Source organism: Streptococcus sp. NLN76 (assembly GCF_015686645.1).
In the GTDB taxonomy this organism is placed as follows: Bacteria; Bacillota; Bacilli; order Lactobacillales; family Streptococcaceae; genus Streptococcus.
The window spans coordinates 13,909-38,899 of the sequence record NZ_JADPMS010000016.1 but is presented as its reverse complement, the minus strand read 5'-3'; the positions used below and the strand labels follow the sequence as shown (position 1 = coordinate 38,899).

At 45.2% G+C, this 24,991-nt stretch carries 17 protein-coding genes and 2 pseudogenes; 16 read left to right on the top strand and 3 right to left on the bottom strand.

The annotated features are described in order from the left end of the window. Positions 1 to 103: 103 nt before the first annotated feature. Positions 104 to 1,381, top strand: a pseudogene (gene ltrA / locus I1A59_RS04540) (group II intron reverse transcriptase/maturase). A 164-nt stretch (positions 1,382 to 1,545) separates the two neighbouring features. Here the strand turns inward: ltrA and I1A59_RS04535 are convergent. From I1A59_RS04535 to tyrS, 3 genes are all read right to left on the bottom strand, one after another. Continuing rightward, positions 1,546 to 2,133: a ribonuclease H family protein gene (locus I1A59_RS04535; protein WP_196091627.1), complete on the bottom strand. Its 588-nt coding sequence runs from the start codon at positions 2,131 to 2,133 to the stop codon at positions 1,546 to 1,548. 11 nt (positions 2,134 to 2,144) lie between these two features. After that, the gene (locus I1A59_RS04530) at positions 2,145 to 2,966 is read right to left on the bottom strand and encodes a putative RNA methyltransferase (RefSeq protein ID WP_196091626.1); all 822 of its coding nucleotides are present in this window, start codon (positions 2,964 to 2,966) and stop codon (positions 2,145 to 2,147) included. A gap of 339 nt (positions 2,967 to 3,305) precedes the next feature. Then, positions 3,306 to 4,565 (bottom strand): tyrosine--tRNA ligase, encoded by a 1,260-nt coding sequence (tyrS, locus tag I1A59_RS04525; RefSeq protein WP_196091625.1) that lies wholly within the window; start codon positions 4,563 to 4,565, stop codon positions 3,306 to 3,308. Between the two features lie 116 nt (positions 4,566 to 4,681). On the opposite strand from tyrS, the gene I1A59_RS04520 reads away from it, so the two are divergent. The 15 genes and pseudogenes from I1A59_RS04520 (at position 4,682) to gatB (ending at position 24,990) form a co-directional block, all read left to right on the top strand. Continuing rightward, positions 4,682 to 6,973, top strand: coding sequence for a transglycosylase domain-containing protein (locus I1A59_RS04520; protein ID WP_196091624.1), 2,292 nt, complete (start codon positions 4,682 to 4,684; stop codon positions 6,971 to 6,973). A 326-nt stretch (positions 6,974 to 7,299) separates the two neighbouring features. Beyond that, positions 7,300 to 7,617, top strand: coding sequence for a hypothetical protein (locus I1A59_RS04515; protein WP_196091623.1), 318 nt, complete (start codon positions 7,300 to 7,302; stop codon positions 7,615 to 7,617). Continuing rightward, positions 7,557 to 7,908: pseudogene (locus I1A59_RS04510) on the top strand (CHAP domain-containing protein); the annotation flags it as partial. The gene I1A59_RS04515 and the pseudogene I1A59_RS04510, both read left to right, overlap by 61 nt. 360 nt (positions 7,909 to 8,268) lie before the next feature. Beyond that, the gene (gene rpoB, locus I1A59_RS04505; RefSeq protein ID WP_196091622.1) at positions 8,269 to 11,835 is read left to right on the top strand and encodes a DNA-directed RNA polymerase subunit beta; all 3,567 of its coding nucleotides are present in this window, start codon (positions 8,269 to 8,271) and stop codon (positions 11,833 to 11,835) included. Positions 11,836 to 11,863: 28 nt separating this feature from the next. Further along, entirely contained in the window at positions 11,864 to 15,520 is a 3,657-nt protein-coding gene (gene rpoC / locus I1A59_RS04500; protein ID WP_196091621.1) for a DNA-directed RNA polymerase subunit beta', read from the top strand. 105 nt (positions 15,521 to 15,625) lie between these two features. Then, positions 15,626 to 15,994: a DUF1033 family protein gene (locus I1A59_RS04495; protein WP_196091620.1), complete on the top strand. Its 369-nt coding sequence runs from the start codon at positions 15,626 to 15,628 to the stop codon at positions 15,992 to 15,994. A gap of 57 nt (positions 15,995 to 16,051) precedes the next feature. Further along, positions 16,052 to 16,684: an SGNH/GDSL hydrolase family protein gene (locus I1A59_RS04490; protein WP_196091619.1), complete on the top strand. Its 633-nt coding sequence runs from the start codon at positions 16,052 to 16,054 to the stop codon at positions 16,682 to 16,684. Positions 16,685 to 16,739: 55 nt separating this feature from the next. Next, positions 16,740 to 17,855 (top strand): AI-2E family transporter, encoded by a 1,116-nt coding sequence (locus I1A59_RS04485; RefSeq protein ID WP_247644760.1) that lies wholly within the window; start codon positions 16,740 to 16,742, stop codon positions 17,853 to 17,855. A 187-nt stretch (positions 17,856 to 18,042) separates the two neighbouring features. After that, the gene (locus I1A59_RS04480; protein ID WP_196091618.1) at positions 18,043 to 18,561 is read left to right on the top strand and encodes a hypothetical protein; all 519 of its coding nucleotides are present in this window, start codon (positions 18,043 to 18,045) and stop codon (positions 18,559 to 18,561) included. Positions 18,562 to 18,652: 91 nt separating this feature from the next. Continuing rightward, the gene (locus tag I1A59_RS04475) at positions 18,653 to 19,867 is read left to right on the top strand and encodes a pyridoxal phosphate-dependent aminotransferase (protein WP_196091617.1); all 1,215 of its coding nucleotides are present in this window, start codon (positions 18,653 to 18,655) and stop codon (positions 19,865 to 19,867) included. Between the two features lie 54 nt (positions 19,868 to 19,921). Continuing rightward, positions 19,922 to 20,710: a GTP-sensing pleiotropic transcriptional regulator CodY gene (gene codY / locus I1A59_RS04470; protein WP_196091616.1), complete on the top strand. Its 789-nt coding sequence runs from the start codon at positions 19,922 to 19,924 to the stop codon at positions 20,708 to 20,710. Further along, the gene (locus I1A59_RS04465; RefSeq protein WP_196091615.1) at positions 20,710 to 21,279 is read left to right on the top strand and encodes an isochorismatase family cysteine hydrolase; all 570 of its coding nucleotides are present in this window, start codon (positions 20,710 to 20,712) and stop codon (positions 21,277 to 21,279) included. The genes codY and I1A59_RS04465 overlap by 1 nt, the downstream gene beginning before the upstream one ends. A gap of 500 nt (positions 21,280 to 21,779) precedes the next feature. Further along, positions 21,780 to 22,082: an Asp-tRNA(Asn)/Glu-tRNA(Gln) amidotransferase subunit GatC gene (gene gatC, locus I1A59_RS04460; protein WP_196091614.1), complete on the top strand. Its 303-nt coding sequence runs from the start codon at positions 21,780 to 21,782 to the stop codon at positions 22,080 to 22,082. After that, positions 22,082 to 23,551, top strand: a complete 1,470-nt coding sequence (gene gatA / locus I1A59_RS04455) for an Asp-tRNA(Asn)/Glu-tRNA(Gln) amidotransferase subunit GatA (protein ID WP_196091613.1) — start codon at positions 22,082 to 22,084, stop codon at positions 23,549 to 23,551. The genes gatC and gatA overlap by 1 nt, the downstream gene beginning before the upstream one ends. Beyond that, positions 23,548 to 24,990 (top strand): Asp-tRNA(Asn)/Glu-tRNA(Gln) amidotransferase subunit GatB, encoded by a 1,443-nt coding sequence (gene gatB, locus I1A59_RS04450; protein ID WP_196091612.1) that lies wholly within the window; start codon positions 23,548 to 23,550, stop codon positions 24,988 to 24,990. Before gatA ends, gatB begins: the two co-directional genes overlap by 4 nt. The last annotated feature ends 1 nt before the right edge of the window (position 24,991 follow it).

Sequence of the window (24,991 nt, the reverse complement as noted above, 5' to 3'; positions counted from 1 at the left end):
GGATAAGTGTCTGATAGAACTGGAGGCAGTCACGTATTGACTAGAGGAATGTTCATCAATTTAAGACGTCCTACAGATAGCGAAACAAGAAAGGAATACGCACATGTCTAAATTAATAGACCAGATATTATCAAGAGACAATCTTCTTGAAGCCTACAAACAGGTTAAAGCCAATAAGGGTTCTGCAGGTATTGATGGTGTCACAGTTGATACGATTGATGATTATCTGAGAGAGCATTGGCGAGAAACGAAAAAGCAGATATTGGAAAGAAAATAGAAACCTCAGCCAGTATTGCGGGTGGAAATCCCGAAGCCCAATGGAGGTGTTCGTCAGCTAGGTATCCCAAGCATGATGGATAGAATCATTCAACAGGCCATTGTACAGGTTTTAAGTCCAATCTTTGAAACTCATTTCTCAGACTATAGCTATGGCTTTCGTCCCAACCGCTCTTGTGAGACAGCCTTGGTCAAGCTACTGGAATACCTAAATGAAGGTTATGAATGGATTGTAGATATTGACTTGGAGAAGTTCTTCGATACAGTCCCACAGGACAGACTCATGTCATTGGTCCACAGGGTCATCGAGGATGGAGATACTGAGTCCCTCATCCGAAAATACCTTCACTCAGGAGTCGTGATAAATGGTCAACGCCAGAAAACCTTAGTAGGAACCCCTCAAGGAGGAAATCTTTCTCCGCTCTTATCTAATATCATGCTTGATGAACTAGACAAGGAGTTGGAAAAACGGGGTTTGCGTTTCGTACGCTATGCGGATGATTGTGTTATCACGGTCGGAAGCCAAGCGGCGGCCAAGAGGGTTATGCATTCGGTCAGTCACTTTGTCGAGAAACGGCTAGGTCTCAAGGTGAACATGGATAAGACCAAAATTGTCCGTCCAACAAAGCTGAAATATCTAGGTTATGGCTTTTGGAAGTCCCCAAACGGCTGGCGTAGTCGCCCCCACAAAGAGAGTGTGCAGAAGTTTGTGAGAAAACTTAAGCAACTGACTTCTAGAAAATGGAGTATCAGCTTGAGTGAACGGATCACACTATTAAATTCTGTCATCAGAGGTTGGGTTAACTACTTTTCAATCACGGACATGAAAACGGTGATGTCAAAAGTAGATGAGCGACTTCGAACGAGAATGCGAGTCATTATCTGGAAACAGTGGAAAAAGAAGTCACGTCGCCTTTGGGGCTTACTGAAACTAGGAGTTCCTAGGTGGATAGCGGATAAGGTGTCAGGTTGGGGTGACCACTATCAACTAGTAGCACAAAAGTCAGTATTAAAGAGAGCAATATCAAAACCAGTCCTCGCCAAACGAGGACTGGTCAGCTGTCTCGATTACTACTTAAAACGACATGCGTTAAAAGTTAATTGAACCGCCGTGTGCCGAACGGCACGCACGGTGGTGTGAGAGGGACTATCCATTAGTCCCTACTCGATTGTTAGTGTCTGTCTATAGTGAGCCTGTTTAAAGTCATTTTCTAATTCTTTTAAGAAATCGCTATCTGGGATACTTCCTTCAGAAATGATGGGATCCGCTCACCCTATCCCCAAGGCCGCTTTGGCTAGTTGGTCGGCACGATCATTGAGAGGGTCGCCGCTGTGGGCGTGGACTTTACGGAAGTGAACTTGGATAAGAGAGGCATAACGGTCAAACTCTTTTTTGTAGACCTGGGAGATGGGTTTGTTGGTTTTCCAGTCGCCGGTGGCCCAGGATTCGACGCCTTGGTAGTCGTAGCAGATGGTGATGCTGGGATACTCGTGGAGGACGGCCCATTTGATGGCGGCTAGACTGGCTAAGCACTCTCCGGCGACTTGGTGAGATTCGAGGAAGATGTCGCGGTCTCCTGCAAAGGAGAGGCTCTCGATTTCTTTGCCGTTCAAGATAAAGGAGACGCCGGAACCATATGCCTGATTCCGTTTATCATAGGACCCATCCACATAGGCCTGAAGTTGGTCAGAGGCAATGGGAGCTTGGGGTTTGTCCTCCATGTAGACGACGGCCTCTTCTTGGCTGGTGAAGGATTTGTATTGTGCCCCTGAAAAGCCTTGCACCTGTTTTTGCGCCTCAGGCCAGTTTGTGTAGATTCCTGGTTGACGTCCTTTTTTGACTGCGTAAAATTTCATAGGTATCCTTTCTAAAAGCGGGCTTGGTAAAGGGTGGCGGAAATGGTAATGTGAGTCAGCTTGGTCCAGTCAAAGTCAGTTAGATTGACTTGTTGGAGCAGTGGGGTCATCTCTAATAAAGCTTCTCGAAGCTGAGGTGTTAGAGTATAGGTGGCAGTTAGCTCTTCCTGGTCTAGAATCTGCATTTGTTCTTTGAGGTGGTGATCAATGTCCTCGGGCTGATAGGCTTCTTTGTCCAGAATCTTCCGAATTTCAATCAAATGTTGAGAGCCAGGAATAACCTTGAGGACTGTCCCTTGGGGCTGTAATAAGCGCTTAAACTCTTGATAGTTAGCCGGAGAAAAGACATCCAAAATCAAGTCGACGCTGTGATTTTCCAAGGGAATTTTGGCTAAGTCTGCCACAAACCACTTGATGTGCTGTCGACTATCCGCCTTACTGGCTAGGAGGATGGAGTCCTTGGCCAAGTCAAAAGCATAGTAGTCACCAGAATAGTTGCTCTCCAATTTTCGGCTGTAGAAGCCTTCGCCACAGGCGACATCTAAGAGGAATCGTGGCTGAAGGTTCTTGATTTGCTGAGCTAGGCCTTCTAGGATATGGTCATAGAGTCCGGCTTCCAGGATTGTTTGACGCGCTAAAAAGGAGTCTTTTTGGTAGTGCTGAGAAGCCTTAGCTTGGGGAGCCAAATTGACATAACCTTGCTTGGCCAAGTCGAAACTATGGCGATTCTCACAGACTAAACTGCGTTCCTGCAGGTGTATGGCTTGATGGCAGTGGGGGCAGATAAAGAGGAGTGCTGGATCTGTAAATCGTTCTAGTTTGGGTGGAAGCATGAGGTCTCCTTTTGTTGGAAAAGGCCAGGGACCTGTGGTGGGTCCTGGCCTTTGTGAAATGTTATACTCTTTTAATTTATCTTTTATTACTGTGTTAGCTCGTCTTGCCGTACTTCAGTACTGTCTACGACTCGCTGCCTTGTACGAAAAGCAAACTAAAAGACTATATACTCATTAAATTTCAAAATCTGACCTTGTCAAGCTTGACGGTGAACTTTTTGATTACGTGCCATGCACGCCTGATCGATACTATTCAACAGGTTTCTCAGACCTGTTGAACTACCGTCATCGGCTTTTCTAGCCATCTCTTTGAAAGATTTGAGTATTCAGATTTTAGTTTTAATAGGTTAGAATGGAATATTTTTTCTTACCACGGCGGATAACGGTGATTTTGTCTTCTAACCGGTCCTTGCTATCCAATTGGTAATCCAAGTCTTGAATACGCTCACCGTTGATGTAGATAGCTCCGTTGGTCACATCTTCGCGGGCTTGGCGTTTGGATGGGGAAACCCCAGCTGTTACTAAGATATCCACTAGGTTCAAACTATCTTGGTCGGTCACTTGGTAGTTTGGAACATCGCTTAAGCCTTGTAGCAATTCGGAAACGGAAAGATCTTGGATATTACCTCCAGAGAAGAGGGTTTCAGTGATTTTGAGGGCTTGTTCATAAGCCTCTTGGCCATGAACGAGTGTGACCACTTCCTTAGCCAGGGTTTTTTGGGCTAGTCGTTGGTGTGGGGCTGCCAAGAATTCTTTTTCAATGTCTGCAATTTCTTCCAATGAAAGGAAGGTGAAGATTTTCAAGAAGCGAACAGCATCGTCATCCAAGACATTAAGCCAGAACTGGTACATTTCATAAGGGCTGGTCTTGCTGGCATCCAACCAGATTGCGTTCCCTTCAGATTTACCGAATTTTTTACCAGTGGCATCCGTGATCAAGGGTACGGTTAGGACATGCCCCGTTGTATTGCCCTTACGGCGAAGCAATTCCGTTCCAGCGGTCATGTTGCCCCACTGGTCACTTCCTCCAATTTGAAGGGTTACATTGCGTTCTTGGTTGAGGGTGTAGAAGTCGTACCCCTGCATAATTTGGTAAGCGAATTCGGTGTAGGAAATCCCCGTTTCAATCCGAGACTTCACAGAATCCTTGCTCATCATGTAGTTGACGGTAAAGTATTTGCCGACATCGCGGAGGAAGTCAATGAAGCTGATGCTGCCAAACCAGTCGTAATTGTTGACCATTTCGGCCTTGTTTTCGCCCTTGTCGAAGTCCAAGAAACGGGATAGTTGACCTTGGATTTTGTCGACCCAGCCGTCAACGGTTTCCTTGGTTTGAAGGCTGCGTTCAGCATCTTTAAAGGATGGGTCACCAATGAGTCCAGTGGCACCACCGACCAAGGCGTAAGGTTTATGCCCAGCCAACTGCAAACGGCGACTGGTGAGAATGGCAACTAGGTGGCCCAAATGCAAACTATCAGCTGTAGGGTCATAGCCGGTGTAATACGAAACCTGTTCCTCTTCTAGCGCTTTGCGAAGAGCTTCTTCATCCGTTGTTTGGTTGACCAAGCCCCTTTCTTTCAGCTCATCAAAAATGTGCATGTTTGACTCCTTTTTGTTTCATTTTTCTTACTACAGTTTAACAAAATAAGGGATAATTGAAAAGAGACAGGGCATTTTGCTATAATTGGGGTTAAGTATTAAAGGAGACGGAACACGTGAAACACAAAGCTAAAAAGAAAACCGGAGAGGGGTCTTGGACTTGGAAGGATAGTCTAGGGACATTTTTTCAAGTCCAGCACCTCCTCCTAAAAGTTTTGCTGGTCTTTTTCTGGGGCTTCCTGGTCTTAGGTGCTGGGGTTGGTCTGGGCTACGCGGCCAGTCTCTTTCAGTCGGCTCAGGTTCCCCCTGGTGAGGAATTGGCCCAGCAAGTAACCCGTGTAGCCGGTCAATCAGAGCTGCGCTATGCTGATGGCAGTCTCATTGATAAGGTGGACAGTGATCTTCTGCGGACACCGGTGACCCTGGACCAAGTATCCACATTCGTGCAAGACGCCGTTATAGCGACGGAGGATGAGAATTTCTATGAGCATGATGGGATCGTACCCAAGGCTGTCATTCGGGCAACCTTAGGTTCGGTTGTCGGTTTAGGCTCTTCGAGTGGTGGTTCGACTTTGACTCAGCAGTTGATCAAGCAACAAGTTGTCGGAGATGCCCCGACCTTTTCTCGAAAAGCTGCGGAAATTCTAGATGCCTTAGCTCTCGAAGAGACCATGTCTAAGGAAGATATCCTCTTGGCCTACCTTAATATTGCGCCCTTTGGACGGAATTATAAGGGGCAAAATATAGCGGGGATTGAAGAGGCAGCGCAGGGGATTTTTGGAAAAAGCGGTGCTGACCTCAATCTCCCTCAGTCAGCCTTTATAGCAGGACTTCCTCAGAGTCCCATTGTCTATTCTCCTTACGCAGCAGACGGGACTTTGAAGACGGAAGAAAATCAAGCCTTGGGGTTGGAGCGGCAAAAAAATGTGCTCTATAATATGTACCGGACTGGAAAAATCACCGAGGATGAATACCATGAGGCCTTGGAGTATAACCTTCAAGCGGATTTCCGCCCGGGTGAGCCGACGGAAGGTGAGACTCATCATTATCTCTACCACACAGCACTAGCTGAGGCTCAAGATGCCCTCTATACCTATTTAATCAAACGAGATCAGGTTTCCGAGCGGGATTTGAAAAATGAGTCTACTGTAGAGGCTTATCAAAAACTTGCCCAACAGGAACTCAGCAATGGTGGCTATGTGGTTAAAACAACCATTAACAAAGCTGTGCATGAAGCCATGCAGTCTGCAGCAGCCAACTTTGGAGGAATGCTGGATGATGGAACTGGGCGCGTGGAGATGGGGAATGTCCTTCAAGACAACCAGACTGGAGCTGTTCTAGGATTTGTTGGTGGTCGGGACTATGAATCCAATCAGAATAACCATGCCTTTGACACGGTTCGCTCCCCAGGTTCTACCATTAAACCTCTCTTACCATATGGTATTGCTATCGATCAAGGGATTATGGGAAGTGCTAGCATTGTGTCCAACTATCCCACCAATTATTCCAGTGGCCAGCCCATTATGCACGTGAATAGTCGCGGAACTGGTATGATGACCTTCCAAGAGGCCTTGAATCAGTCTGTGAATATTCCGGCTTATTGGACCTATCGTATCTTACGAGAGCAAGGGATAGATGTCCAAGATTATATGGAAAAAATGAATTATGAGATTGCGGACTATAATATTGAGAGTCTTCCTTTAGGTGGGGGAATTGAAGTATCGGTTGACCGCCACACCAATGGTTACCAAACCCTGGCAAACAATGGTCAGTACATTGAACGTTATATGGTTGCCTCCATTGAAACTCAAGATGGACAGGTGGTCTATGAGCATCAAACGGAACCTGTTCAAGTCTTCTCAGCTGCGACTGCCACAATCATGCAAGACATGATGCGAGGAGTTCTGGATTCAGGTACGACAACAACCTTCAAGTCTCGTTTGCAGGGAATCAATCCAGCTCTAGCTGGGGCTGATTGGATTGGGAAGACTGGAACCACCAATGATTACGGAGATGCTTGGCTCATGGTGGCAACTCCAGGTGCTACCCTTGGTGGCTGGACGGGTCATGATGATAACTCCTCTATGTCCAACTTGAGTGGTTACAACAATAACGCTAATTATATGGCCAATCTGGTGAATGCCATCCACCAGGCTGATCCAGATGTTTGGAAAACGGGTCAACGTTTCAGTTTAGACCCAAGTGTGATTCAATCCTCTGTATTGAGAGCAACGGGTCAATTGCCAGGATCTGGAATGAGTGGTTCAACAGTAACTAGCAACTGGGCTGTGAATGGTGCTCCAGTCACAAGTGAAAACTTTATGGTTGGTGGTAGTGACGCTGACAAACGTTCCGCTTGGAATTCCGTTCGTGGCGGTGGGACACCAAGTTCAAGTAATAGTCGTTAATGGATTTACAAGAAACTCGGGGATTTCCGGGTTTCTTTTTCTTGTATTTACTTTAAGATTTCTTTCATGTTTATTTAATACTCGAAATAGTTCGAAATCTGAAGAGGCAATCCGATGAAGGAAGAACTAGGGGTTCGGTGAAGAGGATTATACTCTTTTAGTTTATCTTTCATTACTGTGTTAGCTCGTCTTGCCCTACTTTAGTACTGTCTACGACTCGCTGCCTTGTACTAAAAGTAAACTAAAAGACTATATCAAGTTTTGTTCTTGGAACAGGGCTTTTTATCGGGACTAAAGAAGAGTCTAGAAAAGTTCTTGGGCAGGTTTTGAATATACAATTCTTAGTGGGGGATACCGTTCAAGCTGAGGATAGATCTAAGAGCAAAGAAAAAAAGGAACAGAAAACGGCCCCTAAAGTCGATGAGGGATTTGAAGAAGAAAAGGAAGCCGAGGGGAATTCTGAGGCAACGGAAGAGACAGGAAGTGTAAACAAGGAATCCCTTGCGGATAGTGAAGATCCCAAAGCGGATGATGAAAAAGAATCGAATAAGGAAATTGAAGGAGAAAAACAACAGCTATTGTTCCGACATTCAACTACAACACCTCTGGAAGTTATCCGACAGGTCAATGTACCTGGGGTGTAAAGGTCATGGCTCCTTGGGTAGGAGATTGGTGGGGAAATGCCGGGCAATGGGCTGCAAGTGCTAGTCAGTCTGGGTTTGAAGTCGGCACGACTCCGAAACCTGGAGAGATTGCTTGTTGGAATGATGGAGGTTATGGTCATGTTGCTCTCGTGATTGAAGTAGAATCAGAGATCTCTATACAAGTGTATGAGTCTAATTTTAACGGCAATATGTCCATTGCCAACTACCGTGGTTTTTTTTGATCCAACGATGGCTCAAGGAACCGTTACTTATATCTATCCTAATGAATAAGCAGCTATAAGGAGGAGGCGATCTAGTGTAACAACCTTCGTGGTTACTAGATGATTAGCGGACATGATCGGCAGTTATCTAGAAAAATACGACGGATTTCGCCACTTGTTTTCTCATTCCATTTGTGCTACAATAGTTTGAATCAGTTGTCGTTTGTTTTCTACTGAAATCTTGTCCAGTAGGAAACCTACAGCAGTTAAATCATTCCGAAAACGAGTCGATTTAGCTGCTCTTTTTGTGTCTAATTTTAGTTTTTTTAAAAAATGTAATCTATTTTTAAATTTTCTAAAAATTAAAAAGGGCAATGGGGAAGCGGCCGAGACACAGGCTTGCGTTCAATAAAAAGAAGGAGTTAACAACTTGGCAGGACATGAAGTTCAGTACGGGAAACACCGTACACGTCGTAGTTTTTCAAGAATCAAAGAAGTTCTTGACTTACCAAATCTGATTGAAATTCAAACAGACTCATTTAAAGAATTCCTAGACCATGGTTTGAAAGAAGTATTCCAAGACGTACTTCCTATTTCAAACTTCACGGATACCATGGAATTGGAGTTTGTTGGATATGAATTGCGGGAGCCAAAATATACCTTAGAAGAAGCACGCGCCCACGACGCCAATCTTTCTGCTCCTATTTTTGTAACCTTCCGTCTTGTGAACAAGGAAACTGGCGAAATTAAAACGCAAGAAGTCTTTTTTGGAGACTTCCCAATGATGACCGAGATGGGAACCTTTATCATCAATGGTGCGGAGCGAATCATCGTTTCTCAGTTGGTACGTTCACCAGGTGTTTACTTCAATGACAAAGTCGATAAAAATGGAAAAGTTGGCTACGGTTCTACCGTAATCCCTAACCGGGGCGCTTGGTTGGAATTGGAAACGGACTCCAAAGATATCGCCTATACACGGATTGACCGGACTCGCAAGATTCCATTTACAACACTTGTGCGGGCACTAGGCTTCTCTGGAGATGATGAGATCATCGATATTTTTGGAGATAGTCCTTTGGTTCGTAATAGTTTGGAAAAAGATGTCCATAAAAATCCAATGGATTCACGGACAGACGAAGCTCTTAAAGAGATTTATGAGCGCTTGCGTCCAGGAGAACCAAAAACGGCGGAATCCTCTCGTAGTCTCTTGATTGCTCGCTTCTTTGATCCACGTCGGTATGATTTGGCAGCAGTTGGTCGTTACAAGATCAACAAAAAGCTTAACGTTAAAACACGCCTCTTGAACCAAACCTTGGCTGAGCCGTTGGTCGATGCCGAAACAGGAGAAATCCTTGTGGAAGCTGGGACAGTGATGACGCGTGAATTAATTGAGCAATTGACGCCTCAATTGGATGGGGATCTTAATAAGATTGTCTACATTCCAAATGATTCAGCAGTCTTGACAGAACCCGTTGTACTTCAAAAATTCAAGGTTGTATCCCCAGTAGACCCAGATCGTGTGGTGACCATTATCGGAAATGGGAACCCAGACGAGAAGGTTCGCACCGTAACGCCAGCAGATATTTTGGCTGAGATGAGCTACTTCCTCAATCTTTCTGAGGGAATGGGTCGAATTGATGACATTGATCACCTTGGAAACCGCCGGATTCGGACGGTAGGTGAACTTTTGGCCAACCAAGTGCGTCTTGGTTTGTCTCGGATGGAGCGAAATGTCCGTGAGCGTATGAGTGTTCAAGACAACGAAGCTCTAACTCCACAACAAATCATCAACATCCGTCCAGTAACTGCGGCCATTAAAGAATTCTTTGGATCTTCTCAATTGTCCCAGTTCATGGACCAACACAACCCCTTGTCTGAGTTGTCTCACAAACGTCGTTTGTCTGCCTTAGGACCTGGTGGTTTGACACGTGACCGTGCGGGTTACGAGGTTCGGGACGTGCACGCAACTCATTACGGTCGGATGTGTCCAATCGAGACTCCTGAGGGACCAAACATTGGTTTGATTAACAACTTGGCTTCCTATGGTCACTTGAATAAGTATGGTTTCATTCAAACTCCATACCGCCGCGTAGACCGTGAAAAAGGCTTGGTAACCAACGAGATTGTTTGGTTAACTGCCGATGAAGAAGATGAGTACATTGTGGCTCAATCGAACTCTCCATTGGATGCAGAAGGACATTTCATAACAGATATCGTTATGGGACGTCACCGCGGGAATAACCAAGAGTATGCAGCGAGCTCTGTAGACTTTATGGATGTTTCACCGAAGCAGGTCGTTGCGGTAGCGACTGCATGTATTCCTTTCTTGGAAAACGACGACTCCAACCGTGCCTTGATGGGGGCTAACATGCAACGGCAAGCGGTGCCATTGATTGATCCGAAAGCTCCTTACGTTGGAACCGGTATGGAATATCAAGTGGCCCACGATTCAGGAGCTGCAGTCATTGCCAACCACGACGGTACTGTTACCTATGCCGATGCTGATCGTGTTGAAGTTCGCCGTGAAGATGGATCCCTTGACGTTTATAAAATTACAAAATTCCGTCGTTCCAACTCTGGTACGGCCTACAATCAACGCACCTTGGTTAAGTTGGGTGATAAGGTTGAGAAAGGCGATTTCATCGCCGATGGACCATCCATGGAAAATGGGGAAATTGCCCTAGGACAAAACCCTATCGTGGCCTACATGACCTGGGAAGGTTACAACTTCGAGGATGCGGTTATCATGAGCGAGCGCTTGGTCAAAGACGATGTCTATACTTCCGTGCATTTGGAAGAATACGAGTCAGAAACTCGTGATACCAAGTTAGGCCCTGAAGAAATTACACGCGAAATCCCAAACGTTGGACCAGACGCTCTTAGCCATTTGGATGAAATGGGAATTGTCCGCATCGGGGCAGAGGTGAAAGAAGGAGACATCTTGGTTGGTAAGGTGACTCCAAAAGGAGAAAAAGACCTTTCAGCAGAAGAACGCCTGCTTCATGCCATCTTTGGAGACAAATCTCGTGAAGTTCGTGACACCTCTCTTCGTGTACCACACGGAGCGGATGGAGTTGTTCGAGACGTTAAAATCTTTACCCGTGCAAACGGTGATGAGTTGCAATCCGGTGTCAATATGTTGGTGCGTGTCTATATCGCTCAAAAACGGAAAATCAAGGTTGGGGATAAGATGGCCGGACGCCACGGAAATAAAGGGGTTGTATCCCGTATTGTTCCAGTGGAAGATATGCCGTATTTACCAGACGGAACTCCAGTTGACATCATGTTGAACCCACTTGGGGTGCCATCACGGATGAACATCGGTCAGGTTATGGAACTTCACCTTGGTATGGCCGCTCGTAACTTAGGTATTCACATCGCAACACCAGTTTTCGATGGAGCAAGTTCAGAAGACCTTTGGGATACGGTTCGTGAAGCTGGAATGGACTCAGATGCCAAAACCATTCTTTACGATGGTCGAACTGGTGAGCCATTTGACAACCGTGTTTCTGTTGGGGTCATGTACATGATTAAGCTTCACCACATGGTTGATGATAAACTTCACGCTCGTTCTGTTGGACCATACTCTATGGTTACGCAACAACCATTGGGTGGTAAAGCTCAATTTGGTGGACAACGGTTCGGTGAGATGGAGGTTTGGGCTCTCGAAGCCTATGGCGCTTCCAACGTCCTTCAAGAAATTTTGACCTACAAATCAGACGATGTAAACGGACGTCTTAAGGCTTATGAAGCGATTACCAAAGGTAAACCAATTCCAAAACCGGGTGTTCCGGAATCCTTCCGCGTTCTTGTCAAAGAATTGCAATCTCTTGGTCTTGATATGCGTGTCCTAGATGAGGATGATCAAGAAGTAGAGCTGCGTGATCTGGACGAGGGTGATGATGACGATATCATCCATGTTGATGATTTGGAAAAAGCACGTGAAAAAGCTGCGAAAGAAGCAAAAGAGGCTTTTGACGCAGAAGAATCAAAATAAGTGAACCAAAAAAGAAAGGTAAGATAGAGTGGTTGATGTAAATCGTTTTAAAAGTATGCAAATCACACTCGCTTCTCCAAGTAAGGTCCGTTCATGGTCTTACGGAGAAGTCAAAAAGCCGGAAACCATTAACTACCGGACCCTAAAACCGGAGCGGGAAGGACTTTTTGATGAGGTTATCTTTGGTCCAACTAAGGACTGGGAGTGTGCCTGTGGCAAATACAAACGGCTCCGTTACAAAGGCATCATCTGTGACCGCTGTGGGGTAGAAGTGACGCATGCCAAAGTGCGTCGGGAACGCATGGGGCATATTGAATTGAAAGCACCTGTGTCTCACATCTGGTATTTCAAGGGTATCCCAAGCCGAATGGGCTTAACCTTGGATATGAGCCCACGGGCTTTGGAGGAAGTCATCTACTTCGCGGCCTATGTGGTGATTGATCCGAAAGAAACGCCATTAGAGCACAAGTCCATCATGACTGAGCGCGAGTACCGGGAAAATCTTCGTCGTTATGGTTCAGGCTCCTTCGTCGCAAAAATGGGAGCAGAAGCTATCCAGGACTTGTTGAAACAAGTAGATTTGGAAGCAGAAATTAAAGAGTTGAAAGCAGAACTGAAGTCTGCAACAGGGCAAAAACGGGTCAAGGCTGTCCGTCGTTTGGACGTCTTGGATGCTTTCCACAAGTCTGGTAATAAACCGGAATGGATGATTCTCAACATCCTTCCGGTTATCCCACCAGATCTTCGTCCGATGGTTCAATTGGATGGTGGACGTTTTGCGGCCTCTGACCTGAACGACCTTTACCGTCGGGTTATCAACCGGAACAACCGTTTGGCCCGTCTCTTGGAGCTGAACGCACCAGGAATCATTGTTCAAAATGAAAAACGGATGTTGCAAGAAGCGGTTGATGCCTTGATCGATAACGGTCGTCGTGGTCGTCCAATTACTGGACCAGGAAGCCGTCCGTTGAAATCTTTGAGCCACATGCTGAAAGGGAAACAAGGGCGTTTCCGTCAAAACTTGCTTGGTAAACGGGTAGACTTCTCGGGTCGTTCCGTTATCGCGGTTGGTCCAACTCTTAAAATGTATCAATGTGGTGTTCCACGTGAAATGGCGATTGAGCTCTTTAAGCCATTTGTAATGCGGGAAATTGTGGCCCGTGATATTGTGCAAAACGTGAAGGCTGCTAAGAAATTGGTTGAGCGTGGCGATGAGCGTATCTGGGACATTCTTGAGGAAGTTATCAAAGAACACCCAGTTCTGCTGAACCGCGCACCAACCCTTCACCGTTTGGGAATTCAGGCCTTTGAGCCAGTTCTAATTGATGGGAAGGCGATTCGTCTGCACCCGCTTGTTTGTGAGGCCTACAATGCCGACTTTGACGGGGACCAAATGGCGATCCACGTTCCGCTATCTGAGGAAGCACAAGCTGAGGCTCGTATCTTGATGTTGGCTGCTGAGCACATCTTGAATCCAAAAGATGGTAAACCAGTTGTTACTCCATCTCAGGATATGGTTTTGGGGAACTACTACCTGACCATGGAAGAAGCCGGTCGTGAAGGTGAAGGCATGATTTTCAAGGATGCGGACGAAGCAGTCATGGCTTGGCGCAATGGTTTAGTCCATGTTCACACACGGGTTGGGATTGCAACTGATCAGTTGAACAAACCGTGGACTGAAGACCAACAAGGTAAGATTATGATTACGACTGTTGGTAAGATCTTGTTTAATGCCATCATGCCAGCAGAATTGCCTTACTTGCAAGAGCCAAACAATGATAATTTGGTCAATGGTGTGCCGGATAAATACTTCTTGGAATCAGGTCAGGATATTCATGCTGTCTTGGCAGAACTAGAATTGAACGTTCCATTCAAGAAGAAAAATCTGGGGAACATCATTGCTGAAATCTTTAAACGTTTCCGGACAACAGAAACATCTGCACTTTTGGACCGTCTGAAAGATTTGGGTTACTACCACTCAACCTTGGCTGGTTTGACTGTGGGGATTGCCGACATCCCAGTTATTGCGAATAAGGAAGAGATTATTGAAGCTTCACATGAACGCGTTGAACAAATCTCTAAACAGTTCCGCCGGGGTATGATTACCGATGATGAGCGGTACAATGCGGTTACGGGCGAGTGGCGTGCAGCCAAAGAGCGTTTGGAGAACGAATTGACTGCTAGTCAAGATCCAAAGAACCCGATCGTTATGATGATGGACTCTGGTGCCCGTGGTAACATCTCCAACTTCTCCCAGTTGGCGGGTATGCGTGGTTTGATGGCTGCTCCGAATGGACGGATCATGGAATTGCCAATTTTGTCTAACTTCCGTGAAGGGTTGTCTGTCTTGGAAATGTTCTTCTCCACTCACGGTGCGCGTAAGGGTATGACCGATACGGCCTTGAAGACTGCCGATTCAGGTTACTTGACCCGTCGTTTGGTTGACGTTGCGCAAGATGTTATTATCCGTGAAGACGACTGTGGAACTGATCGAGGTCTCTTGATTCGTTCGATTACAGACGGTAAGGAAATGATTGAATCCTTGGAAGAACGCTTGGCTGGTCGTTATACCAAGAAAACCATCAAGCATCCTGAAACAGGAGAAGTCTTGGCCGGTCCAGATGTCTTGATTACAGAAGACATGGCTCGTGCTATTATTGCAGCTGGCGTTGAAGAAGTAACCATCCGTTCTGTCTTCACATGTAACACCCGTCATGGTGTCTGCCGTCATTGTTACGGAATCAACTTGGCTACCGGTGATGCCGTCGAAGTTGGCGAAGCAGTCGGTACCATCGCCGCTCAATCCATCGGTGAACCGGGTACTCAGTTGACCATGCGGACCTTCCACACAGGAGGGGTTGCTTCCAATACCGATATCACCCAAGGTCTTCCTCGTGTCCAAGAAATCTTTGAGGCACGGAATCCAAAAGGGGAAGCTGTTATTACTGAAGTCAAGGGTGAAGTTGTGGCGATTGAAGAAGATGCTTCAACACGGACTAAGAAAGTCTTTGTTGAAGGAGAACTTGGTAAGGGCGAATATGTGGTTCCATTTACAGCCCGTATGAGGGTTGAAGTTGGAGACCACGTAGCACGTGGTGCGGCTCTTACTGAAGGTTCAATCCAGCCTAAACACTTGCTTGCGGTTCGGGATGTTCTTTCCGTTGAAACCTATCTCTTGGCAGAGGTTCAAAAAGTTTACCGCAGCCAAGGGGTAGAAATCGGCGACAAACACATCGAGGTAATGGTTCGTCAAATGATCCGTAAAGTACGGGTTATGGATCCAGGTGATACAGACCTTCTGATGGGAACACTTATGGATATTACAGACTTTACAGATGCCAACCGTGATGTCTTGATTTCTGGTGGAGTCCCAGCGACAGCACGTCCAGTCTTGATGGGAATCACCAAGGCTTCCTTGGAAACCAACTCCTTCCTATCTGCGGCTTCCTTCCAGGAGACAACCCGTGTTCTTACAGATGCGGCTATCCGTGGTAAGAAAGACCATCTTCTTGGACTTAAGGAAAATGTTATCATCGGTAAGATTATTCCTGCTGGTACAGGGATGGCCCGTTACCGCAACTTGGAACCGAAAGCAGTCAATGAAATTGAAACCATTGAAGACTTAATGGCTCCAGAATTGGAAGTGGAAAAAGAAACCATTGTCGAAGATATGACAGTAGATTAATCCGTTTATGAAAGGTCGGTTTTGAACCGGCCTTTTTTTAAGTTTAAATCCTTTCATTCCCAGTTGAAATTGTGTATAATATGTTCCAATAAGGGGAGACAGCCTATGTACCAAGTAGTAGAATTATACGGTGACTGTGAGCCTTGGTGGTTAACAGATGACTGGCAGGAAGATACAATCCGCAGAGAAACATTTAAAAAATATACACAAGCCCTTACATACTTTGAGGAAAAGTGCCGCCAGTATAAGCAGCAATACCCAGAGATTCGACGTGAGGGAGAGACCATGGCCGCCTTTTGGAAGGAAGGCGAAGAACGCTGGTGTGAAGAGTGTGGAGACTACCTCCAACAGTACCATTCCTTAGCCCTTGTTCAGAACGGGAAAATCTTAGGAGATCTCTCCTCTCTTACTTTGGAGGGTTTGCTGCCTCAAAATGCCCACTGTCAATTTGGACAGGGTGTCAAACGCGCGTAGAGATGGGTCTAGTCGGATAGTTGTACCGGTAGGCCTTTTTTTGTAAAGGAGATTTGAATGGCTGTTCAATTATTAGAAAGCTGGTTGCTCAAGGAGCAGGCTAACATCCAAAATAAATACAGGGATTTGAATACTCTCTGCTTGAAGGATCCTCAAGTGATTTTTGCTGGAGATTCGATTGTGGAGTATTTCCCATTGGCGGAGCTTTTGGACACGACCAAGACCATTGTCAACCGAGGGATTCGTGGCTACCAATCTAGCCAATTATTGGAGCATCGCCAGCTTCATTTTTTTGGGGGAAATTTGGAGACGATTGTACTGTTAATCGGGACCAATGATTTAGGAAAGGAAGTGCCCCTTGAGCAGACCTTGGCTAATCTTGAGCAGCTACTCTACCTTTTGCAACATGACTTCCCATTAGTGGAAATCAAGCTGCTTTCCATTTTACCTGTATATGAAAGTCCGGAAACCAAGGGGACCCTCTATACTCGGACAAATCGGGCAATTGACCAGATGAATCAAGCCTATCAAGAATTGGCCCTACGTTATCCTCAGGTGGAATTTGTAGATGTGGGGACCTGTCTACGAAACGAGTTGGGACAACTGCGGGAGGACTGCACAACGGACGGCTTACATCTAACTGTAGCGGGTTATGCTCGTTTGGCCAAAGAATTGCAAGGGATGCTGTAGATAATGGGAAGACTGGCTTGGCAGATGGAGGAGACTCTGCTATAATGGGAACATTATGAAAAAGTTAATGACTGATAAAAATCGACAAGACATTCGTTCTATTGTCTTTGCGGCCATCTGTCTGGCCTTTGTTCTCTATGTTGCAAATCTTTGGCAAGGTTTCCAGTACCTTCTGGGTGTTTTTTCTCCGATTTTGATTGGAGCGGGCCTGGCCTTTGTATTTAATGTTCCCATGAAGAAGATTGAGGGTAAATTGAAGCAGTGGAAGGTTTCTAAAGGCTTGCTTCGGCCTCTAGCAATCAGCTTGGTTCTCCTTCTTTTCCTCTTCATTGCGACTGGAGTCGTAGCGATTATTGTACCAACACTGGCGGTTTCCGTTAGTCGTTTGGGACATACGATACAGACGGTTATTCCTCAGATTGGTTCCTGGCTGGCTTCAACAGGTTTGCTCAACTCTGAACAGTTGACAGACATCTCTTCTTATTTAACAGATAGCGGCTTAATCAATAAGGGTGCTCAGTTCTTGACCAATTTGACAGGGAATCTTTCAGGGATTTTGGGCAATGTCTTTACGGTTATGATGGCTCTCTTCCTCATGTTTGCGATGTTGGGCAGTAAGGAACACCTGGCTTCCATCACCAATCGGATTTTGGATGTGGCCCTTCCTAAGAAGGTTGGTGATCGTCTCCGCTATGTTGGTTCAGTGATGGTGGAAACCTATGATGGTTTCTTGATGGGGCAGTTGATAGAGGCTTTTATTATCGGTTTCCTGGTTTTTGGAGCCTATAGTTTGGCGGGTTTACCCTATGCTTCCATGACGGGAGTGCTGGCGGGAGTGCTTTCCTTTATACCTTATATTGGCCCTTTTGCCGCTTGTGGATTGGGAGCGGTCTTTATCTTTACCATTAGTCCTTGGCAAGCCCTTCTATCCATTGTGGTTTTCCAACTGGTTCAATTGGTCGAGGGTAATTTGATTTATCCACGCGTGGTTGGTTCGCAAGTCGGCTTGCCGAGTCTATTTACCTTAGCTGCGGCCTTGGTTGGAGGAAATCTTTTTGGCCTGGTCGGAATGATTTTCTTTACGCCAATTTTTGCGGTGATTTACCGTTTAGTAAAAGAAATGGTTGCAGAAAAGGAGCGGCTTCTTACTGAGAAAGAAGGCGAAGGATAATTTGAAAAGGGCTTGGATGAATATCCGGCCCTTCTTCGTTTTTCAATAACCAGGAAATAGTCTGATGGAACATTTTGGGTTATTCGTGTAATTTTTTTGTAAAAAAATAGTGTAGTACCCTTTTAAACTGGTCGTGAATATGCTACACTGATAAGAAGTTATATTATAGTTAGGGAGGTTGTCTAAAATGGTAGAATCGAATTTTCGCGAATATGCCAAAAAAGACAAGGAATATTTAGTTAAGGATATCGAGGCGTTACGGTTGAATATTGGTGCGTCCATTCATGAGTTTAGTAAGGAAATGGATGTATCCATGGACACTTATTTTTCATGGAAATATGGCCGCAGTTTTCCAAATCCAAAATCTATTGAAAAAATTGTTTCTTTCATGGAAAGTGACAAGCCTGAGAAGCTAAGGGAAGAAATTCGTCACCGGAAGGAAGAAATTCGTCAACGTCGCTTGGGCCGTAAGAGTACACGCGAGTGGACTGCTGAAGATCTTGAACGGGCGCAGAAGTTTCTTAATGAAATAGCAGAGTTTCAGAAAGATTACAAATTTAATGAATCTGAATTGTTATTAGTTTTGAAAATTACGCAGAATACTTGGGAAAAATGGTCAGAAGGCATGAGTTTGCCATCTGTTGGGAAGATGTTTGATTTGCGGGACCGCATGAGGACTTATCGAAAAGAGAATCCAATCAAATAAACAATAGGCGTGAAGAATTGGGGTGAAGTATCTCCAATTCTTTTTTGTCTCAGAAAAAGGTATAATAAAACTCAGTAAGGAGGAGTGATATATGAGGTTTTTTGAAAAGTCGCAGAAATTGGAACATGTAGCCTATGACATTCGGGGACCAGTTTTGGAAGAGGCTATGCGGATGAGGGCTAATGGTGAACAGATACTGCGCTTGAATACGGGAAATCCTGCCGAGTTTGATTTTAAAGCTCCGGATGAAGTTATTCAAGATTTGATTTTGAATGCTCGAAACAGTGAAGGCTATTCTGATTCAAAGGGGATCTTTTCGGCGCGGAAAGCAGTCATGCAGTATTCCCAGCTCAAGGGCATCCCCGATGTGGACATCGAAGATATTTTCATTGGGAACGGGGTTAGTGAGCTGATTGTGATGTCCATGCAGGGTCTTTTGGATAATGGTGATGAGGTCTTGATTCCGATGCCGGACTATCCTCTCTGGACTGCGGCAGTTAGTCTGGGGGGCGGAACCCCTGTCCATTATCTCTGTGATGAGGAAGCGAACTGGTATCCAGATATGCAGGATATTCGCTCTAAGATCACGGAACGAACAAAGGCTATTGTAGTCATCAACCCGAATAATCCCACAGGATCTCTTTATCCACGGGAGGTGCTGGAGGATATTGTTCAAATTGCGCGTGAACACAATTTGATTATTTATGCGGATGAAATTTACGATCGCTTGGTCATGGATGGGAAGGAACATATCGCCATTGCCAGTTTGGCACCCGATCTATTCTGTGTCAGCATGAATGGTTTGTCCAAGTCTCATCGCATTGCTGGATTCCGTGTGGGCTGGATGGTTTTATCCGGTGAGAAGAAGCATGTGCGGGGATATATTGAGGGTCTAAACATGTTGGCCAATATGCGCCTCTGCTCCAATGTTCTCGCCCAGCAGGTAGTGCAAACGTCATTGGGAGGCTATCAGTCTGTTGATGAGTTGCTTTTGCCAGGGGGACGCATCTATGAACAGCGGAATTTTATGTACGAGGCCGTGAATGCGATCCCAGGCTTGTCAGCAGTTAAACCGAGTGCTGGTCTCTATCTCTTCCCTAAAATCGATCGGAATATGTATAAGATTGATGATGATGAACAGTTCGTTCTAGACTTTTTGAAGCAAGAGAAGGTATTGCTCGTGCATGGACGGGGCTTTAACTGGAAAGAACCAGATCATTTCCGCATTGTTTACCTCCCTCGAGTAGAAGAGCTGGTCCAGGTTCAAGAAAAAATGGAGAGATTTTTAACCCAATATCGTTATTAGTTTCCATTATTTAGAAAATTCTGATACAATAGGAAAAGAATAATGAGGTGAACTATGGCAACGTTATTGCAAAAAACGACAAGGATTACTTCTATTTTGAAGGGATCCTATGAGCAATCCCATGATGAGATGCCTTTTGCATCGATTGCTCAGCGCTTGTCGGAAATCATTGATTGTAATTCCTGTATCATTAATAGCCAAGGTGATTTACTTGGCTATTTTATGCGCTATAAGACAAATAATGACCGGGTAGAGGGTTTCTTTGAAAGCCGTAAACTTCCGGAAGTCTATGCTAAGGAAGCTAGTTTTGTGTATCAAACCGAGGCAAACCTAGATGTGAATTCAGATTTGTCGATTTATCCAGTTGAGACCAAAGAGAATTATCCTGATGGGGTGACGACGGTTGCGCCTATCCATATCACAGGTATTCGTTTGGGTTCCTTGATCATTTGGCGGAACGATCAGCCTTTTAACGAGGATGACTTGATTTTGGTTGAAATAGCCAGCACAGTAGTAGGCTTGCAGATGCTTAACCGCCAACGGGAAATTGACGAAGAGAATATCCGCCGTCGCACTACGGTGAGCATGGCGGTCAATACCCTTTCCTATTCTGAATTGCGGGCTGTGTCTGCTATCTTGGAAGAATTGGGGGGGAGTGAAGGTCAATTGACAGCGTCCGTTGTCGCAGACCGAATTGGAATTACCCGAAGTGTTATTGTCAATGCCCTTCGGAAATTAGAATCAGCCGGTGTCATCGAGAGCCGCTCTCTCGGTATGAAAGGGACTTATCTCAAAGTTTTGATTCCGGATGTTTTTGAAGAAATTAAGAAAAGAGAGTTTTAATGACCAAAGCAGTCTTATCCATTGATTTTACAAGGGATTTTGTGGCATGCGACGGAAAGCTAACGGCAGGTCGACCAGCGCAAGCCATTTCAGAAGCCATGGCAACTGTCAGTCAAAAGGCTTGGGAGGCTGGAGGTTATGTCTTCTTCATGATCGATGAGCATTTGGAAGGAGACACCCATCATCCGGAAAGCCAACTTTTCCCGCCTCATAATATTCGTGGGACTGAAGGACGCTTTCTGTACGGACCGTCTAAAGAATTTTTTGAAGAGCACCAGGAATCTGACCGCGTTTTCTGGATGGACAAGCATTATTACTCTGCCTTTGCAGGCACGATGCTGGACATCTATTTGCGGGAACGTAAGGTTGATACTCTGGTTTTGACAGGGGTGCTCACAGACATCTGTGTGCTCCACACAGCTATCGATGCCTACCAAAAAGGTTATAAGATTGAAATTGTCACGGATGCAGTAGCTAGCATCACCGACGAGCAGCACCAATTTGCCCTGGAGCATATGAAAAATGTTTTGGGAGCCCAGTTGCTTTCATCCGCGGAATTGGAGTTTTAAAATAGAGAGTCGGCCAGAACAATTTTCGCAAAAAAATGTTCGTTACAAGTCATTATTTCAAGTTGTAAGCTAAAACGATTTATCCCCAAATCGACCCCGCTCTTTTTATTGTTGGGCTCAGGTATAAACAGTCTCTTCACAGACTGTTTGTATAGCCTTTTAGTTTACTTTTAGTACAAGGCAGCGAGTCGTAGACAGTACTGAAGTACAGCAAGACGAGCTAACACAGTAATAAAAGATAAACTAAAAGAGTATATCACCTCCGGTCTAAAGTCATGGTGAATGCCTATAGCGTTTATAGATGACATGAACGGAGCTCATGTCAACGTTGATTAGGTTGTTTTCAGACTTGAAAAGTGCTGAAAACACCAATCAACCACTGCATCAACGGGATTATACTATTTAAAATAGGAAGGTTGAGATTTTTGTCTCAACCTATTTTTCACGCCTGAAATGTGGTAAAATAAGGAAGATTTACATGGAACCTTAAAGGAGACAGAATGAAGATTTCACATCAAGAAGTGGCTCATGTGGCCAATCTATCAAAATTAGCCTTCACTGCGGAAGAGACAGAGAAGTTTGCGACGGATCTTACTAAGATTGTCGATATGGTTGAAATGTTAAATGAATTGGATACAGACGGGGTTGCTGTGACATCCTCAGTTGTAACCCAGGTTAACGTTCTTCGTGAAGACCAAGCCCAAGCGGGATGGAATCGAGAAGAGTTATTTGAAAATGTACCTGAAAAAGACAAGGGCTTCATCAAAGTTCCAGCCATTTTCGAAGAGGGAGGCAGCAATTAATGAGATTGCAAGAACAAACCATCGACCAATTACACGAGCTTTTGGTCAAAAAAGAGATTTCAGTTGAAGAATTGACCCAGGAAACCTTGACAGATATTCAAGAACGGGAAGCAGCACTGGGCAATTTCATCACGATTAATGATGAGAAAGCTTTGGAACAAGCTCGTGCTTTAGATGCTAAGGGTGTAGATGCCGACAATGTATTAAGCGGGATTCCTGTAGCAGTTAAGGATAACATCTCTACTAAAGGAATTTTGACGACTGCGGCATCAAAAATGCTCTACAACTATAAGCCGATTTTTGATGCGACTAGTGTTGAAAATCTCTATAAAAAGGAGATGATCGTGATTGGGAAAACCAACATGGATGAATTTGCCATGGGAGGTTCCAATGAGACATCCTATTTCAAACCAAGTAAAAATGCTTGGGATCAAAACAAGGTGCCAGGAGGTTCCTCTGGTGGTTCTGCCTCAGCTGTGGCGGGAGGGCAAGTCCGCTTGTCCTTGGGGTCTGATACAGGAGGTTCGATTCGTCAACCGGCAGCCTTTAATGGAATTGTGGGGATGAAGCCGACGTATGGCCGAATTTCACGTTTTGGTCTGATTGCCTTTGCATCTTCCTTGGACCAAATTGGTCCATTTGCACCAACCGTTCGAGAAAATGCGCACTTGCTTGGAGCTTTGTCTGGTCATGATCATCGGGATGCAACGTCTGCACCTCTTGCTGTTCCAGATTTCACCAGTAAGATTGGTCAAGATTTGACCGGTATGAAAATCGCTCTTCCTAAAGAGTATATGGGTGAAGGGATTGATCCAGCGGTTAAGGAACAAATCTTGGCTGCTGCTAAGAAGTTTGAAGAGCTGGGCGCGCGTGTGGAAGAGGTGAGTCTTCCCCACAGTCGCTATGGTGTAGCCGTTTATTACATCATTGCCTCTTCAGAAGCCGCATCCAATCTTCAACGTTTTGACGGTATTCGTTTTGGATTTAGAGCAGAAGATATCGAAAATCTTGAAGACGTCTATGTGAAGACACGGAGCCAAGGTTTTGGAGACGAGGTCAAGCGTCGGATTATGTTGGGGAACTTCAGTTTATCATCTGGTTTCTACGATGCCTACTTCAAGAAGGCTGGTCAGGTGAGAACTTTGATTATTGAGGACTTCAAGAAAGTTTTTGCAGGATATGACCTCATTATGGGACCAACTTCTCCAACGGTTGCCTTTGATTTGGGAAGCCGGATTGAGGATCCCGTTTCAATGTATTTAGCAGATCTCTTGACTATTCCAGTAAACTTAGCAGGTCTACCAGGAATGTCCTTGCCAGCCGGCTTTGCGGATGGCCTACCAGTTGGCCTGCAGTTGATTGCCAACCATTTCCAAGAAGAAACCTTGTATCAGGCTGCTGCAGCTTTTGAAGCTGCAACTAGTTACCACCTAGAAAAACCAGCGATTTTCGGAGGAGTTAAGTCATGAATTTTGAAACCATAATTGGATTGGAAGTCCACGTGGAATTAAAAACAGCTTCCAAGATTTTTTCACCAGCTCCTGCGCATTTTGGTGAGGATCCAAATGCCAATACCAATATTATTGACTGGGCTTTTCCAGGAGTTTTGCCAGTCTTGAACAAGGGTGTTGTGGATGCTGGAATTAAGGCGTCCCTAGCTCTTAATATGGATTTACATCGGGACATGCATTTTGACCGTAAAAATTATTTCTATCCTGATAATCCCAAAGCCTACCAAATCTCTCAATTTGATGAACCGATTGGCTACAATGGTTGGATTGAGATTGAATTGGAGGATGGTTCCACCAAGAAAATCCGTGTAGAACGGGCGCATTTAGAAGAAGATGCAGGAAAAAATACTCACGGAACGGATGGCTATTCTTATGTAGACTTGAATCGCCAAGGGGTTCCGTTGATTGAGATTGTTTCGGAAGCGGATATGCGGAGTCCAGAAGAAGCCTATGCTTACTTGACTGCTCTAAAAGAAATCATCCAGTATACTGGTATTTCTGATGTCAAGATGGAAGAAGGGTCCATGCGGGTGGATGCCAACATTTCTCTTCGACCATATGGACAAGAAGCTTTTGGAACCAAAACAGAATTGAAAAACCTCAACTCCTTTAACTATGTGCGTAAAGGGTTGGAGTATGAAATCAAACGCCAGGCCGAAATTCTACGCTCAGGTGGTGTGATTCGTCAAGAAACTCGCCGCTATGATGAGGCAACTGGTGAAACCATCCTCATGCGGGTCAAGGAAGGTGCAGCGGATTACCGCTATTTCCCAGAGCCAGATCTTCCACGAGTTCAGTTGGATGATGCTTGGATTGAAGCAGTCCGTCAAGAGTTACCAGCCTTTCCTAAGGAACGTCGCCAACGTTACCGCGATGAGCTTGGTTTGAGTGACTATGATGCCCGTCAATTGACAGCCAACAAATTTCAATCGGACTTCTTTGAAACAGCAGTGGCTCTAGGTGGAGATGCGAAACAAGTCTCCAACTGGTTACAAGGAGAAGTGGCTCAATACCTAAATGCGAATGGTCAAAGTTTGGAACAAATTGCCTTGACTCCAGAGAATTTGGTGGAGATGATTGGCTTGATTGCAGATGCGACGATTTCATCTAAGATTGCCAAAAAAGTCTTTGTCCATCTGGCCAAAAATGGCGGGTCAGCGCGTGAATATGTTGAGAAAGCCGGCTTGGTTCAAATTTCTGATCCAGCAGTCTTGATTCCAATCATTCACCAAGTCTTCCAAGACCAGCCTGCAGCGGTGGCAGACTTCAAGTCAGGCAAGCGCAATGCAGATAAGGCCTTTACAGGCTTCCTGATGAAGGCAACCAAGGGACAAGCCAACCCACAAGTGGCCCAAGCCCTTCTCAAAGAAGAATTGCAAAAATTATTAGAAGACTAAG

Coding starts and splice junctions, on each gene's coding strand:
- I1A59_RS04475 (WP_196091617.1), top strand. CDS start 18,653: ATGAGGTTTTTTGAAAAGTCGCAGAAATTGGAACATGTAGCCTATGAC.
- I1A59_RS04465 (WP_196091615.1), top strand. CDS start 20,710: ATGACCAAAGCAGTCTTATCCATTGATTTTACAAGGGATTTTGTGGCA.
- I1A59_RS04535 (WP_196091627.1), bottom strand. CDS start 2,133: ATGAAATTTTACGCAGTCAAAAAAGGACGTCAACCAGGAATCTACACA.
- I1A59_RS04485 (WP_247644760.1), top strand. CDS start 16,740: ATGAAAAAGTTAATGACTGATAAAAATCGACAAGACATTCGTTCTATT.
- codY (WP_196091616.1), top strand. CDS start 19,922: ATGGCAACGTTATTGCAAAAAACGACAAGGATTACTTCTATTTTGAAG.
- gatC (WP_196091614.1), top strand. CDS start 21,780: ATGAAGATTTCACATCAAGAAGTGGCTCATGTGGCCAATCTATCAAAA.
- gatA (WP_196091613.1), top strand. CDS start 22,082: ATGAGATTGCAAGAACAAACCATCGACCAATTACACGAGCTTTTGGTC.
- I1A59_RS04530 (WP_196091626.1), bottom strand. CDS start 2,966: ATGCTTCCACCCAAACTAGAACGATTTACAGATCCAGCACTCCTCTTT.
- I1A59_RS04490 (WP_196091619.1), top strand. CDS start 16,052: ATGGCTGTTCAATTATTAGAAAGCTGGTTGCTCAAGGAGCAGGCTAAC.
- I1A59_RS04480 (WP_196091618.1), top strand. CDS start 18,043: ATGGTAGAATCGAATTTTCGCGAATATGCCAAAAAAGACAAGGAATAT.
- I1A59_RS04495 (WP_196091620.1), top strand. CDS start 15,626: ATGTACCAAGTAGTAGAATTATACGGTGACTGTGAGCCTTGGTGGTTA.
- gatB (WP_196091612.1), top strand. CDS start 23,548: ATGAATTTTGAAACCATAATTGGATTGGAAGTCCACGTGGAATTAAAA.
- tyrS (WP_196091625.1), bottom strand. CDS start 4,565: ATGCACATTTTTGATGAGCTGAAAGAAAGGGGCTTGGTCAACCAAACA.